Below are 14,650 nucleotides of genomic sequence, written 5' to 3' on the forward strand. Positions count from 1 at the left end.
AGCGGGCCGTGCCGGCGCCGGCGGGGACGCCGCCCACATCGGGCTCCACCGTATGCATGAGGCACGAACCTTGCCGCCAGCCGCCTGGCCAACTCATCCTTGGGGGAAAAGGCATGACAGAAGACGCATCCCGCTACGCACGCGCCGAGGTCCTGCGCACCCTCTGGCACGCCCTGTGGAAGTACCGCAAGCGGGCCGCCGCCGCCCTGGTGCTGCTGGTGCTGGCCAAGGCCTTCGCGGTGGCCGTCCCCGTCGCCCTGAAGATGGTGGTCGACGAGCTGAGCGTACCGGGGGCCGTGCTGACACTGCCGGTCTTCCTGCTCATCGGCTATACGCTGCTGCGCTTCGCGGGCGGCCTGTTCACGGAACTGCGCGACATTGTCTTTTCCCCGGTGGCGCAAGCCACGGTGGCCGATTTCAACCTGCGCATCTTCGAACACCTGCAGCGCCTGGGCGCGCGCTTCCATGCCAACCGGCAGACCGGCACGCTGGCGCGCGATGTCGAGCGCGGCACCAACGGCATCGGCTTCCTGATGGGCACGGCGCTGTTCACCCTGTTGCCGACGCTGGTGGAGATCGCCTCGGTGGTGGTGATCCTGGTGGGCGCCTACGACCTGTGGTTCGCCGCCATCGTGGGCGCGACCTTTGTCATGTACGCCACGGTCACCTATGTCCTGACCAAGCGGCGCATCTTCTACCAGCGCATGATCAACGAGCTGGATTCGGCCGCCGGCGGGCGCATGGTCGACAGCCTGCTCAACTACGAATCCGTCAAGGTCTACACCAACGAAGCGGGCGAATCGCGCCGCCTGCGCGAGCTGCTGGACCGTTGGCGCGCGGTGGGCATCGACAACCAGCGGGCCCTGTCCACCCTGCATATTTCGCAAAGCGCCGTCATCGCGCTGGGCGTGGGCGCCGTCATGCTGCTGGCGGGCGTGCAGGTAACCGGCCGCGCGATGTCGGTCGGCGACCTGGTCCTGGTCAACGCCTACATCATCCAGATCTGCCTGCCGCTGAACACGCTGGGGCTGGTGTTCCGCCAGACCAAGGAAGCCATGATCAACGCGGAACGGGTGTGCACGCTGCTGCGCCTGCCCCCCGAGACCGATCCCGCCACGCCGCTGCTGCCCTTCGAGCCCACGCGCGGGGAGCTGCGCTTCGATCACGTCAACTTCAGCTATGAACCCGGCCGCCAGATACTGTGGGACATCAGCCTGCATGTGCCGCCCGGCGGGACGCTGGCGGTGGTGGGCGGCAGCGGCTCGGGCAAGTCCACGCTGGGCCGGCTGCTCTTCCGCTTCTACGAGGCGGACTCCGGCCGCATCACCGTGGACGGCATGGACGTGCGGTCCGTCGATCCCACCCGCCTGCGGCGCTACCTGGGCATCGTGCCCCAGGACACCATGCTCTTCAACGACACCATCGCCTACAACATCGGCTACGGCAGGCAGGGCGCGTCGATGGCCGACATCATCGAGGCCGCCAAGGGCGCGCGGCTGAACGACTTCGTGCAAAGCCTGCCGGCGCAATACGAAACCGTGGTGGGAGAACGCGGCGTGAAACTGTCCGGCGGCGAACGGCAGCGCATCGCGATCGCGCGCGCCATCCTGAAGAACCCGCCCATCCTGCTGTTCGACGAAGCGACTTCCGCCCTGGACACGCGGACCGAGCGCGCCATCCAGGAAGAACTGGACCGCATCGCCCAGGGCCGCACGACCCTGATCATTGCGCATCGGCTGTCCACCGTGGTGGATGCGGACGAGATCGTCGTACTGGAACACGGCCGGGTCGCGGAGCGCGGCAAGCACCAGGAGCTGCTGGCGCGCCAAGGTATCTATGCCCAGATGTGGGCCTTGCAGCGGCAACAAAGCGAGCTGGAACAGGCGGGGACGCGGCAAGCGGCGCAGCCCGTCAACCTGGCTGCGCTGGTCGCCGCGGTGCTGGATGGCATACGCCAGGTCATCGACGAAAAAGGCGTCACGCTATTCACGGAGCTCAGCATGGAGAACGCGCGCGTCACCGGCGATCCCAGCGTGCTGCAGCAGACCATCTGGGACATGTGCCTGAACGCCATCGCCGCCACGCCGGCCGGCGGCCGCATCGAGCTGAGCCTGCGGCGCGCGCAGGACTGCGCGCGGCTGGCGGTGACCGACGGGCGCCTGCCGCCGGCCGACTCGGCCGCGCTGGATACCGCCGACCAGATGAACGCCGTGCTGGCGGACAGGCCGCCGCTGGATGCCGCGCGGACCCGCGCCGAGATCGCCAGGTTCGGCGGGCGTTTCGGCAGCGATACCGCGGCGATGGGTCCCAGCCATACCTATTGGCTGGAGATGCCCCTGCGCGTGGCCACGCCCGCCCTGCCCTTCGTCGGCCCGGTGCCGCCGGTGTCGCTGCACGGGGCACGAATCTTCCTGGTGGACGACAGCGAGGAAGAACGCGCGCGCGTGAGCGCCGCGCTGCAGGCCGCCGGCGCCACCGTGCGCGACTTCAAGGCCGGCGCGGCCTTGCTGGAGCAACTGCGCGACACCCCGACCGACGGCTGGCCCAACGCGCTGATCTGCGACGTCACGCTGGACGACATGGACGGCTACGCGATGGTGGGCGAGGTGCGCAAGCTGGAGGCGGATCGCGGCATCGCGCTGGCGCAACGCCTGCCGGCCATCGCGATCTCCGGCCATACCGCTTCCGAGGGCAGGCTGCGCGCACTGATGGCCGGCTACCAGACGCATTGCTCGCGTCCCGCGGATACCGACACGGTGATCCGGACCACGGCGCGCCTCATGAGCGAAAAGCCCGTGGCGTGACGGCGGCGCAGCGGCCAGCGAAGCATGCACGGATGAGGACGCGCGCCCCTGGAGCCCGCCGGCATCTCATGAGTGAGATGTGCCAACGCTTGTAAAGGGTACCGGCCCCGTACGCGCATGGCATGCATGAGCGAAGCTGCGCATCCTTGAACCGTTACAAGAGAACCGTTACACGCCTTGCGATATAACGGCACGGCCCTTGCGGTTCTCCCCATGCCCGAGCAGAGGATTAGTCAAACCCCCACGCAGCCCGCTGCGTGTGACCCGGCTTGGTTCTCAGCGGCCCGATACATCGACCGGTATGGAGAGGACTATGCGAAGAATCGCGATCGTAAGTGAACATGCGTCGCCGCTGGCATTGGCCGGAAGCGTCGATAGCGGCGGCCAGAATATTTACGTCGCGCAAATCGCCCGGCATTTCGCCCGGCTTGGCAATCAGGTCGATGTCTATACCCGCGCCGACAGCAGGCGCCTGCCGGCCGTGGTCGCCTGGGAGGACAACGTCCGCATCATCCACGTGCCCGCCGGCCCCGCCCGGCAGATACCGAAAGAGCAGTTGCTGCCCCATATGGGCGCCTTCGGCGATTTCCTGCATCGTCAGTTCTCCAGCCAGCCGCGGCGCTACGACATCGTGCACGCCAACTTCTTCATGTCGGCGCTGGCGGCGATGCCGGCTGCCCGCGCATGCGGCATTCCCTTCGCCGTCACCTTCCATGCCCTGGGACGCGTGCGCCGCCGGTTCCAGAAGGAAGCGGATCTGTTTCCCGAATGCCGCTTCGATATCGAGGACGACGTCATCCGGCGCGCCGACCGCGTCATCGCCGAATGCCCGCAGGACAGGCAGGACATGATGGAGCTGTACGGCGCCGATCCCGGCCGCATATCCATCGTGCCCTGCGGCTACGATCCCGCCGAAATGCAGCCCATGGACCGGGCCCGCGCGCGCACCGAACTCGGATGGAACGACAACCGCTTCACCCTGCTGCAATTGGGCCGCATGGTGCCGCGCAAGGGCGTGGACAACGTGATCCGCGCGCTGGCCCGGCTGCGGTCGCGGCATGGCATCGATGCGCGGCTATGCGTGGTCGGCGGCAACAGCCCCACGCCGTCGGAAACCGCGACGCCGGAGCTGGCGCGGCTGCGCGCCATCGCGCGCGAGGAAGGCGTGCTGCCCCATGTGGAATTCACGGGGCAACGCGACCGCCTGCAGCTGCGCGCCTATTACTGCGCCAGCGATGTCTTCGTGACCACGCCCTGGTACGAGCCCTTCGGCATTACGCCGCTCGAAGCCATGGCCTGCGGGCGCCCGGTGGTGGGCTCGGACACCGGCGGCATCCGCTATTCGGTCCTGGACGGTCACACCGGATGGCTGGTGCCGCCCAAAGATCCCGACGCGCTGGCCGACCGCCTGGCGCTGCTGGCGCGCGACAGCCTGTTGCGGCGGCGCATGGGCGAAGCCGGCCTGAAGCGCGCGCGCGAACTGTTTACGTGGGAACAGGTCAGCCAGCAACTGCTGGACGTGTTCGAACAGATCATGGCGCCGGAGACCCTGCCCGACGCCGTCCCCGCGCCCGCGGATACCGCGCGCGCCATTGCCTGAGGAGCAGCCTGAATGCGTGATACCGATTCATCGACCCTGTCCGGACGCGTCGCCCTGGTGACCGGCGGCGGCAGCGGCCTGGGCAAGGCCATTTGCGAAACGCTCGCCGAGGACGGCGTGCGCGTGATCGTCGCGGACTACAACGCCGACGCGGCGGAGCGCGTGGCGCGCGCCCTGCCGGGAGAACGCGGCGACGCGCTGCACCTGGACGTGGGCGACGCGGAACAGGTGCGACGGGCGCTGCGCCAGATCGTGGAGCGCCACGACAGGCTGGACATCCTGATCAATAACGCGGGCGTGGACGTGACGGCGCCGCTCGAAGAACTGCAGGTCGGCGACTGGGACCGCGTGGTCCGCACCAATCTGACGGGCCCCTTCCTGGTTTCCAAGTTCGGCCTGGAGCATCTGAAGAATGGCGGCCACATCGTCAACATCGCCTCCACGGCGGCGCGGCGGGCCTGGCCCAACGCGGCCGTGTACCACGCCACGAAGTGGGGCTTGATGGGGTTGTCGCATGCGCTGCACGCGGAGCTGCGCCCCAAGGGCATCAAGGTATCGGCCGTCATCGCCGGCGGCATGCGCACGCCTTTCCTGCTGGAACGCTTTCCGGACATCGACCCCGGCGTGCTGCAGGACCCCGCCAACGTCGCGCGCGCCGTGCGCTTCGTGTTGATGCAGCCCGAGGAGACCGTGGTGCCGGAAGTCATGGTCCTGCCGATGCGCGAGACCTCGTGGCCATGATGAAGCCCGCCGTCTTCCTGGACAAGGATGGCACCCTGCTGACCGACATGCCCTACAACGTCGACCCCGGGCGCATGGCCTGGGCGCCCGGCGCGCGCGAGGGCGTCGAACTGCTGGGCCGCCTGGGCCATCCGCTGATCGTCATCAGCAACCAGCCCGGTGTCGCGCTGGGGCATTTCGACGAAGACGCGCTCGGCGCCGTGCGCCGGCGCCTGGCGGTCATGTTCCGCGTCCAGGGGGCCAGGCTGGCCGGTTTCTACTACTGCCCGCACCACCCCCAGGGCAAGAACCCGGCGTACGCCCTGTCCTGCGTCTGCCGCAAGCCCATGCCCGGGCTGCTGCGCCTGGCGGCGGCCGACCACGGCATAGACCTGCGGGCCTCCTGGTTCGTGGGCGACATCCTGAACGACGTGGAAGCGGGCGCGCGCGCCGGCTGCCACACCGTCCTGCTGGACAACGGGCACGAAACCGAATGGGTGCGCGGCCGCTGGCGCACCCCGGACGATGTGGCGCCCGACCTATTCATGGCCGCGCGGCTGATCGCGCAGAAACTCCGCACGGCGCCCGCGCGGGGGAAGGAGACGGCATGACCGCACCCACCGGCCCGGCTTCGGCCTGTGTTCCCGCCTTCGGCATCGACGGCGCGCGGCCGGAGGCCGCGGCCCAGGCGCACGCCGGCTGGCGACAGGCGCGCAATGTACTGTGCATCCGCCTGGACAATATGGGCGACGTGTTGATGACGACGCCGGCACTGCGCGCCCTGAAGGCCGCCGTGCCCGGTCGCCGGCTGACCTTGCTGGCCTCGCGCTCCGGCGCGGCGGTCGCGCCCCACGTGCCGGAGATCGACGCGCTCATCGTGCACGAGGCGGCCTGGGTGAAGAACGCCGGCAGCCCGCCGGAAGCCTTCCATGCCATCGTGGAACGCTTGCGGCAGGGCCGGTTCGACGGTGCGGTCATTTTCACCGTCTACAGCCAGAGCGCCCTGCCGGCGGCCCTGATGTGCCATGCCGCCGGCATCCCGCGTGTGCTGGCCTATAGCCGCGAGAATCCCTACCACCTGATCAGCGACTGGGCCCGCGAGATCGAGCCCCTGCCCGAACCGCGGCATGAGGTGCAGCGCCAGCTGGACCTGGTCGCGACCGTCGGCGCGACCGCGGCCGACACCCGCCTGTCTTTCCAGGTGCGCGAGCCCGACCACCAGGCGCTGGACCGGGTGCTGCGCGAGCACGCGGTGGCCGCGTCCCAGGGCTGGGTGCTGGCGCATTGCGGCGCCACCGCGGAATCCCGGCGCTATCCGGCATCGCTATTCGCCCAGGCCATCGATATGCTGGCCGGCGCCGGCGAGTCGGTGATCCTGACCGGATCCCGCGACGAACGCGCCCTGGTCGACGAAGTCGTGGCGCGCAGCGGCGATCCCGGCAAACTGGTGAACCTGGCCGGCCGCCTGACGCTGGGCGAGCTCGGCGCCCTGATTTCACGCGCGGGCGTCCTGGTGTCCAACAACAGCGGCCCCGTGCACATGGCGGCGGCCCTGGGCACGCCGGTCGTCGATCTCTACGCCCTGACCAATCCGCAGCACACGCCGTGGGAAGTCGCGCACCGCCTGCTATACCGCGACGTGCCCTGCAAATACTGCTATCGCAGCGTGTGCCCCCTGGGCCATCACGCCTGCCTGAGCGCGGTCGACCCCGCGCAAGTGGCGCAAGCCGCGTTCGAGCTGCTGGAAAGCCATCCCCCCGCGCGCATGCCGATCATGATCGAGGCGGCCTGACGCCGACACCGCGCGACTCATCGAACAACGAGCATCGGAAGGACGACGTCATGTACACACTGGGTATCAATGCCGCATTCCACGACTGTTCCGCCGCGCTGCTGCGCGACGGCGAAGTGCTGGCGGCCGCCGAGGAAGAACGCTTCACCCGCGTGAAGCACGGCAAGCGGCCCGTGCCGTTCACCGCATGGCAGCTGCCCTATCACGCCATCGACTATTGCCTGGCCCACGCGGGAATCACGCTGCACGACGTCGACCACATCGCCTATTCCTTCGACCCCACGCTGCTGTCGGGCGCGCGCAGCCTGCCGGAGACGATCACGCTGCCGCTGGAGCCCTCGCGCCAGGCGCGCGGCCCGGATGGCGGCTCGCCCTGGGATCCGCTGTTCCTGTCCTACATCGTCAACGCGCCGCGCCAGTTGATGAGCGGCGCGCCGCATCACCTGCGCAAGCGCTTCGAGGGCCTGACGCTGGAGCAGCTGCAAAGCCGCTGGCAGTTCATCGAGCACCATCTGTCGCATGAAGCCAGCGCCTTCCTGGCCGCGCCCTGCGACGAATGCGCGGTGCTGACCATGGACGGCCGCGGCGAACGCGCCACCACCAGCTACGGCCATTTTTCCAAGGGGCGCTATCGCCGCCTGAAGCAGATCGACCTGCCGCATTCGCTGGGACTGCTCTATGAGGACGTGACCGACTACCTGGGCTTCCTGCGCTCGTCCGACGAATACAAGGTGATGGCGCTGGCCTCCTACGGCAAGCCCGAATACGTGGACCTGTTCCGGCAGATCGTCAGGCTGGACAAGGAAGGCGGCTACACCCTGGAGCCGGTGAACCTGGTCACGCGCTTCGGGCCGGCGCGCAAGCGCGGCGCCCCCTTCGAGCAGCGCCACATGGACATCGCGCACTCGCTGCAGTACGTACTGGAGGAAACGGCCCTGCATATGGCGCGCTGGCTGCACGAGCAGACCGGCGCGCGCCACCTGAGCATGGCCGGCGGCGTCGCCTTGAACTGCGTGATGAACGCCCGCATCGCGGCGCAAGGCCCCTACGAGTCCGTGTGGGTCCAGCCGGCCGCGGGCGATGCCGGCACCTCGCTGGGCGCGGCGCTATGGGTGGACTACGAAAAGCGCGAATCGCCGGGACGCCACTGGACGATGCAGCACGCCTACCTGGGGCCCGAATACGGCGACGAGGAAATCGAGCGCCTGTTGGACCGTTCGCGCCTGGCCTACCGCCGCCTGGACAACGTGGCGGAAGAAGCGGCCGAGCTGCTGGCGCAGGAGAAGATCCTGGGCTGGTTCCAGGGCCGCATGGAATTCGGCCCGCGCGCCCTGGGCGCGCGCTCCATCCTGGCCTCGCCCCGCGATACCGCCATGCAGGCCAGGCTCAACGGACTGAAAGACCGCGAGGACTTCCGCCCCGTCGCGCCGGTGGTCATGGAGGAACGCGCGCACGAATGGTTCGACGCCCGCGGCGGCGCGGGCATCTGCGCCCCCTTCATGCTGTTCGTCTACGACGTCCTGCCGCATCGCGAACGGCAGATTCCCGCGGTGCGGCATATCGACGGCACCGCGCGCGTGCAGACGGTGCGGCGCGACCAGCATGCCCTGTACTACGACCTGCTGGCCGCCTTCGAGCGGCGCACCGGCGTGCCCGTGCTGGTGAACACCTCCTTCAACACGCGCGGCGAGCCGGTGGTCTGCACGCCCCGGGACGCGCTGGAGTCGTTCTGGACCTCGCCGCTGGACGCGCTGGTGATAGGCAGCTACGTGGTGGAAAAACCGGTCTGAGGCCCCGGCCGCATGGATACAGGTCCGCCGGACCGCGATGGAGAACAGGATGGTAGACAATGAGCGCTGAACACCTGCCCAAGGTATCGGTGGTGGTCCCCACCTACCGCCGCCCCGATCTGCTGGAACGCTGCCTGGGCGCGCTGCTGCGGCAGACGCTGCCCGCGAACGACTACGAGATCATCGTCTGCGACGACGGCCCCAGCGAGGCGGCCCGCCAGACCGTGCAAAAGACGATGCCGGTGGCGGGGGGACCGACTGTCCGCTATATCCCCGTGCACGATACCCAGGGCCCGGCCGGCGCGCGCAATGCCGGCTGGCGCGCCGCGCGGGCGCCGCTGATCGCCTTTACCGACGACGACACGGTGCCGGATCCGGCCTGGCTTGCGGCGGGGCTGGCGGCCTTCCGGCCGGATGCGGACGCGCTGTCCGGCCGCATCGTCATGCCGCTGCCGCCGGATCCCACCGACTACGAAAAGGACGCCAGCCGGCTGCAGGACGCCGAGTTCGCCACGGCCAATGTATTCGTCCGCCGCGCCGTGCTGGAACAGGTCGGCGGCTTCGACCCGCGCTTCCGCCTGGCCTGGCGAGAGGATTCCGACCTGCACTTCACCTTGCTCGAACACGGCATGCGCATCCTGCGCGCGCCGCAGGCCATCGTCGTGCACCCGGTGCGGCCCGCCGCCTTCGGCGCCGGCATCGGCATGCAGCGCAAAATCCTCTACGACACCCTGCTCTATAAAAAGCACCCGCGCCTGTACCGCGAGCGCATACGCCCGCATCCGCCCTGGTTCTACCTGTCCGTGACGGGGCTGCTGCTGCTGGCCTTTATCGCCGTCGGCGCGGGCTGGGCGCCCGTCGCGGCCGCCGCCGTGGCGGGCTGGCTGGCGCTGACCGGCTGGTTCAGCCTGAAGCGGCTGCGCGGCACGCGGCGCACCCTGGACCATATCGCCGAAACCGTGATGACGTCGGCGGCCATTCCCCCGGTGTCCATCTTCTGGCGCGTGGTGGGTTCGCTGCGCTACCGGGCGGGATTCCCATGATGGACGCACTCTGGCATCCCGCGCCGCGCCGCGTCGCGGTGTTCCGCGCCCTGCAACTGGGCGACATGCTGTGCGCGGTACCGGCGCTGCGGGCCTTGCGCCGCCACTGCCCGGACGCCCGCATCACGCTGGTCGGGCTGGAAAATGCCCGGCCTTTCGTGCAGCGCTTCCAGGCCTACATCGACGAACTCATGCCCTTTCCCGGCATCCCGGAATTCCCGGAGCAGCGCGCGCGGCCGCAGGCCCTGCCCGAGTTCTATCGCCAGGCGCGGGCGCGCCAGTTCGACCTGGCCCTGCAGATGCACGGCAGCGGCACGCGGTCGCTGCCCGTCGTCCAGGCCCTGGGCGCGCGGCGCCATGCCGGCTTCGTGCCGCGGCAGGACATGGCGCGCGCCGGCAGCCTGATGGCATGGCCCGACGATCTTCCGGAACCGCTGCGCTACACCGGGCTGATGCGTTTCCTGGGCGTACCGGTGCACAGCGACGCGCTGGAGCTGCCCCTGGGCGAAAGCGATATGGACGAGGCGCGCGCCATCGCGGCGGAATTCGCATTCGAGCCGGAGCGCACCCTGTTCATCCACCCCGGCGCGCGGCTGCGGTCGCGCCGCTGGCCGGCCGCGCGCTACGCGGAACTGGCGGCCATCCTGGCGCGGCGCGGCTGGCGCATCGCCGTCACCGGCAGCGGGGCCGAGCGTGCCCTGACGGCGGCGGTGGCGCAGGGCGCCGGCCAGGCCGCGATCGACCTGACCGACCGGACCTCCCTGGGCGGACTGGCGGCCTTGCTGGCGCGCGCCCCGCTGCTGGTCTGCAACGACACCGGCGTCTCGCACATCGCCGCGGCGGTCGGCACGCGCAGCGTCGTCGTGGCCTGCGGCAGCGATACGCATCGCTGGGCGCCGCTGGACGACCGGCGCCATACCGTCATCGCCGACTATCCGCCCTGCCGGCCCTGCTCGTACGAGGAATGTCCCATCGGCCATGTCTGCGCCTTGAACGTCTCCGTCGACCGGGTGCTGGCGGCCGTCCACGAGCAACTCGCGGGCGCCATCGCCGCGCCCGTCCGCGAATCCGGCCGTGACCCGGGCAGCGAAGTCGGTCGCGAACCCGAGGCACGCACCGGCGCGCCCCAACCTTCCACGCAGGAAAGGACTCTCCATGCCTAGTCCCAGCCCGACGCGCCCCTTGCGCATCCTGACCTGGCACGTCCATGGCAATTACCTGTATGCGCTGACGCGCGTGCCGCACGAGTTCGTCATTCCCGTGCGCGAAGGCAACCCGCCCGGCTATGGCGCGCTGGGCCATCGCATTCCATGGGGGAGCCGGGTACGCGAAATACCCGCCCAGGCCCTGCGCGACGCGGACTTCGATTGCATCGTCTACCAGTCGCGGCGCACCTACGAGGAACGCGAGCAGCTATTGACCCCGCGGCAACTGGCGTTGCCCTGCGCCTACATCGAACATGACCCGCCGATGCCGCATCCCACCGATACCGCGCACTGGTTCACCCACGAGCGCGGCATCCTGGTGCACGTGACGCACTACAACCGCGCGGCCTGGGACAACGGCGCGATGCGCACCGCCGTGATCGAGCATGGCGTGCCGGCGCCCGGGCGGGTGCCCGCGGCGTCGACGCTGCCGCGCGGCATCGCCGTCATCAACCACCTGAAGCGGCGTGGCCGCCGCATGGGAGCGGACCTGTTCGAGCAGGCCCGCGAGCAGGTGCCCCTGGACCTGATCGGCATGGACGCCGAGGCGATGGGCGGGCTGGGCGAGGTCTCCAACATGGAAGTGGCCGCCTTCGTGGCGCGCTACCGCTTTTTCTACAGCCCCATCCGCTACACCAGCCTGGGCCTGGCCCTGATCGAGGCCATGATGGCCGGCGTGCCGGTGGTGGGCTTCGCGGCCACCGAACTGGCCCGCGTCATCGTCAACGGCCGCAACGGCTATATCGATACCGACCCGGACCGCCTGATAGCGGTCATGAAAACCCTGATCGACGACCCGAGGCTGGCCGCGTCCTGGGGGGCGCAGGCAAGGAAAACCGCACTCGAGCGCTATGGCATGGACCGCTTCGTGGCGGATTGGACCCGCCTGTTCGACAGGCTCATGGGAGATGAACAATGACCCAGGCTTTTCCTCGTCCTTTGCGCGTGCTGGTGTCCGGCGGCGCCGGCTTCATCGGCTCGCACCTGTGCGCGCGGCTGCTCGGCAAAGGGCATACCGTGCTTTGCCTGGACAACTTCTACACCGGCCAGGTCCAGCACGTGGAGCCGCTGAAGGCCAACCCGCGCTTCACGCTGGTCACGCACGATGTGGTCGAGCCCTTCGATGCCGAGGTCGACCGCATCTATAACCTTGCCTGCCCGGCATCGCCCATCCACTACCAGACGCAGCCCGTGCACACGCTGCGCACCTGCGTGCTGGGCGCGATGAACATGCTGGAACTGGCGCGCAAGACGGGCGCGCGCATCCTGCAGGCGTCCACCAGCGAAGTCTATGGCGATCCCCAGGTGCATCCGCAGCGCGAAAGCTACTGGGGGCACGTCAACCCCATCGGGGTCAGGTCCTGCTACGACGAAGGCAAGCGCTGCGCGGAAACGCTGTTCCACGACTATGCCCGCGTGTATGGCGTCAAGATCAAGATCGCCCGCATCTTCAACACTTACGGCCCCAGCATGGCGCCGAACGACGGCCGCATCGTGTCCAACTTCATCCTGCAGGCGCTGCAAGGCCAGCCCATCACCATCTACGGCGACGGCAGCCAGACCCGCGCCTTCTGCTATGTGGACGACATGGTGGACGCGCTGGAGCGCCTGATGGAAAGCCCAGAGGACGTGACGGGGCCCATCAACCTGGGCAACCCGGAGGAGCTGACGGTGCTGGACATCGCGCAGCGCATCCAGCGCCTTGCCGGCACCCGCGTCCCGCTGGTGTTCCAGCCGCTGCCCCCCGACGACCCCACGCAGCGATGTCCCGATATCGGCCTGGCGGCGCGCGAACTGGGATGGGCGCCGCGCGTCCCGGTGGACGACGGGCTGCGCCATACTATCCGCTACTTCAGCCAGTTCGTGAACGCCGACATCGTGCGCGCGCCGGCGCGCGCCGATGTGCCGCTCTGAGTCCCCGGGGGCGTGGAAACGCTTGCCGCCCCGCTCGCCGGCCAGGAGACCAAGGTGCGATTCATCGAAGATCCGGGCGTGATCGCCGCGGTGTCGCCGCATATGGACGATGCGGTCGCCGGCTGCGGCGCCCTGCTGGCCGCGATGCCCGGCAGTACCGTCATCACGGTATTCGCCGGCATCCCCGACGCCGCGCTGCCTGTCACGGAGTGGGATCGCCGCTGCGGCTTCGGCGACGGCCAGTCCGCCATGAAATGGCGCGCCGGCGAAGACGACAAGGCCCTGCACCTGCTCAAGGCCCAGGCGGTGCGGCTGCCCTTCCTGGACGACCAGTACGTGCGTGCCATGGGGCTTGCCAGCCCCAAGATCGAGAAAATCGCGCACGCGCTGCAAGGTGCCCTGGATAAGGCCGGCGCGCGTACGGTGCTCTTCCCGCTCGGTCTTTTCCACGGCGACCACTTCCTGGCCTCCGACGCCTGCCTGCGTCTTTTCGCCGCCATGCCGGACCGCACCTGGATCGCCTACGAGGACGCTCTTTATCGCGCCAAACCCGGCCTGCTGCAGGCGCGCCTGGTGCAGTTCTATACCCGCGGCATTTCGCTTACCCCAGTGGGCTTCCGCGCCGCGAATGCCCATCGCAAGGCCACCGCCATGTCCGCCTACGGCAGCCAGATGGCGGAGCTCGGCCTGAGCGCGGGCAGCCAGGGCGATACGGCCGAACCCGAGCGCTATTGGCTGTTGAGCGAATCCGTGAAGCAGGCGCCCAGGGATGGCGCGACCGCCCCATGACCACGGCCGCCCCACGCGTGTCCATCGTCGTGCTGACCTACAACCGCCGCCAGGAGGTGCTGGGCAACCTGGCACGCCTGCATCGCGACCATCCCGGCGTGCCTATCATTGTGGTGGACAACGGGTCGGCGGACGGTACCGCCGAGGCGGTCGCCGCGGCGTTCCCCGCGCTCACGCTGATACGCGCGCCCGGCAATCTCGGGGCGGCCGGCCGTAATCTGGGCGTGGCCGCCGCCGCCACGCCCTATGTCGCCTTTTGCGATGACGACACGTGCTGGGAAAGCGGCGCCCTGGAACAGGCCGAACGCCTGCTGGATGCCGCGCCGCGCGCCGGCGTGATCAACGCCTGCGTGCTGGTAGGGCCCACCGGCAGGGTGGACTCCACCTGCGACATCATGGCCCGCAGCCCCCTGGGCCCCGGTCCCGCCGGCACCATGCGCCTGCTCGGTTTCATGGCGGGCGCCTGCGTCATGCGCCGCGCCGCCTTCCTGCAGGCGGGCGGCTATGAGCCGCGCTTCTTCATCGGCGGCGAGGAAACCGTCCTGGCCCTGGACCTGGCGACGCTGGGATGGGAAATGCTGTATGCCGGCCGCGTCCGCACCTGGCATCTTCCTTCGCCGCAGCGCGACCGGCCCCGCCGCGTGCACCTGCTCAGCCGCAATGCCATCTGGGCCGCCTGGCTGCGCCTGCCGGCGCGCTCGGCCATCGCGGAGACGCTGTCGGTGCTGGGCACCGCCGCGCGCCGCGGCGCCGCCACCCGCGTGGCGCTATCGGCACTGGCCGGCGCGGCCTGGGTCGCGCGCCACCGGCGGCGTATTCCCGACCACGTCGAGCACTGGCGCCAGCTGGTCGCCATCGGTCCCGCGCCGGGCGCGGCGACGCAGCCGTCCGCGACGCCGGGCGACGTTTCCAGCCCGTAGGACAGACCATACTCATCCTTGATGCGCATTTCTGCAAAGCCGGCGCGCGGCGGCCCGCAGGCTGGCGCGGACG

Annotated in this window: 12 protein-coding genes; all 12 read left to right on the top strand. The window is 69.5% G+C overall.

Annotated features, from left to right (window positions below; all coding sequences use genetic code 11):
* Nucleotides 1-113 precede the first annotated feature (113 nt).
* The 12 genes from BAU06_RS20955 to BAU06_RS21010 all read left to right on the top strand — a co-directional run bounded on the left by BAU06_RS20955 (nt 114) and on the right by BAU06_RS21010 (nt 14,577).
* Nucleotides 114-2,804, top strand: a complete 2,691-nt coding sequence (locus BAU06_RS20955; protein ID WP_066354872.1) for an ABC transporter transmembrane domain-containing protein — start codon at nt 114-116, stop codon at nt 2,802-2,804.
* 313 nt (nt 2,805-3,117) lie between these two features.
* Nucleotides 3,118-4,404, top strand: a complete 1,287-nt coding sequence (locus tag BAU06_RS20960; protein WP_066354878.1) for a glycosyltransferase — start codon at nt 3,118-3,120, stop codon at nt 4,402-4,404.
* A gap of 12 nt (nt 4,405-4,416) precedes the next feature.
* Nucleotides 4,417-5,145, top strand: a complete 729-nt coding sequence (locus BAU06_RS20965; protein WP_066354880.1) for an SDR family oxidoreductase — start codon at nt 4,417-4,419, stop codon at nt 5,143-5,145.
* A complete protein-coding gene (locus BAU06_RS20970; protein WP_066354890.1) occupies nt 5,142-5,735 on the top strand; it encodes a D-glycero-alpha-D-manno-heptose-1,7-bisphosphate 7-phosphatase in 594 nt (197 codons plus the stop codon). Before BAU06_RS20965 ends, BAU06_RS20970 begins: the two co-directional genes overlap by 4 nt.
* Nucleotides 5,732-6,916, top strand: a complete 1,185-nt coding sequence (locus tag BAU06_RS20975) for a glycosyltransferase family 9 protein (RefSeq protein ID WP_082988378.1) — start codon at nt 5,732-5,734, stop codon at nt 6,914-6,916. Before BAU06_RS20970 ends, BAU06_RS20975 begins: the two co-directional genes overlap by 4 nt.
* Nucleotides 6,917-6,966: 50 nt before the next feature.
* Nucleotides 6,967-8,706: a carbamoyltransferase family protein gene (locus BAU06_RS20980; protein WP_066354892.1), complete on the top strand. Its 1,740-nt coding sequence runs from the start codon at nt 6,967-6,969 to the stop codon at nt 8,704-8,706.
* Nucleotides 8,707-8,765: 59 nt separating this feature from the next.
* The gene (locus BAU06_RS20985) at nt 8,766-9,749 is read left to right on the top strand and encodes a glycosyltransferase family 2 protein (RefSeq protein WP_066354894.1); all 984 of its coding nucleotides are present in this window, start codon (nt 8,766-8,768) and stop codon (nt 9,747-9,749) included.
* The gene (locus BAU06_RS20990) at nt 9,746-10,912 is read left to right on the top strand and encodes a glycosyltransferase family 9 protein (RefSeq protein WP_156770303.1); all 1,167 of its coding nucleotides are present in this window, start codon (nt 9,746-9,748) and stop codon (nt 10,910-10,912) included. Before BAU06_RS20985 ends, BAU06_RS20990 begins: the two co-directional genes overlap by 4 nt.
* Nucleotides 10,905-11,873 carry a glycosyltransferase family 4 protein gene (locus BAU06_RS20995; protein ID WP_066354898.1) on the top strand — a complete coding sequence of 323 codons (969 nt, stop codon included), beginning with the start codon at nt 10,905-10,907 and terminating at the stop codon, nt 11,871-11,873. Before BAU06_RS20990 ends, BAU06_RS20995 begins: the two co-directional genes overlap by 8 nt.
* Entirely contained in the window at nt 11,870-12,868 is a 999-nt protein-coding gene (locus tag BAU06_RS21000) for a UDP-glucuronic acid decarboxylase family protein (protein WP_066354900.1), read from the top strand. The genes BAU06_RS20995 and BAU06_RS21000 overlap by 4 nt, the downstream gene beginning before the upstream one ends.
* Before the next feature lie 54 nt (nt 12,869-12,922).
* Nucleotides 12,923-13,657: a PIG-L deacetylase family protein gene (locus tag BAU06_RS21005; protein ID WP_156770304.1), complete on the top strand. Its 735-nt coding sequence runs from the start codon at nt 12,923-12,925 to the stop codon at nt 13,655-13,657.
* The gene (locus BAU06_RS21010) at nt 13,654-14,577 is read left to right on the top strand and encodes a glycosyltransferase family 2 protein (RefSeq protein WP_156770305.1); all 924 of its coding nucleotides are present in this window, start codon (nt 13,654-13,656) and stop codon (nt 14,575-14,577) included. Before BAU06_RS21005 ends, BAU06_RS21010 begins: the two co-directional genes overlap by 4 nt.
* Nucleotides 14,578-14,650 lie beyond the last annotated feature (73 nt).

It is taken from the genome of Bordetella bronchialis, assembly GCF_001676705.1.
GTDB classification, from domain to species: domain Bacteria; phylum Pseudomonadota; class Gammaproteobacteria; order Burkholderiales; family Burkholderiaceae_B; genus Bordetella_C; species Bordetella_C bronchialis.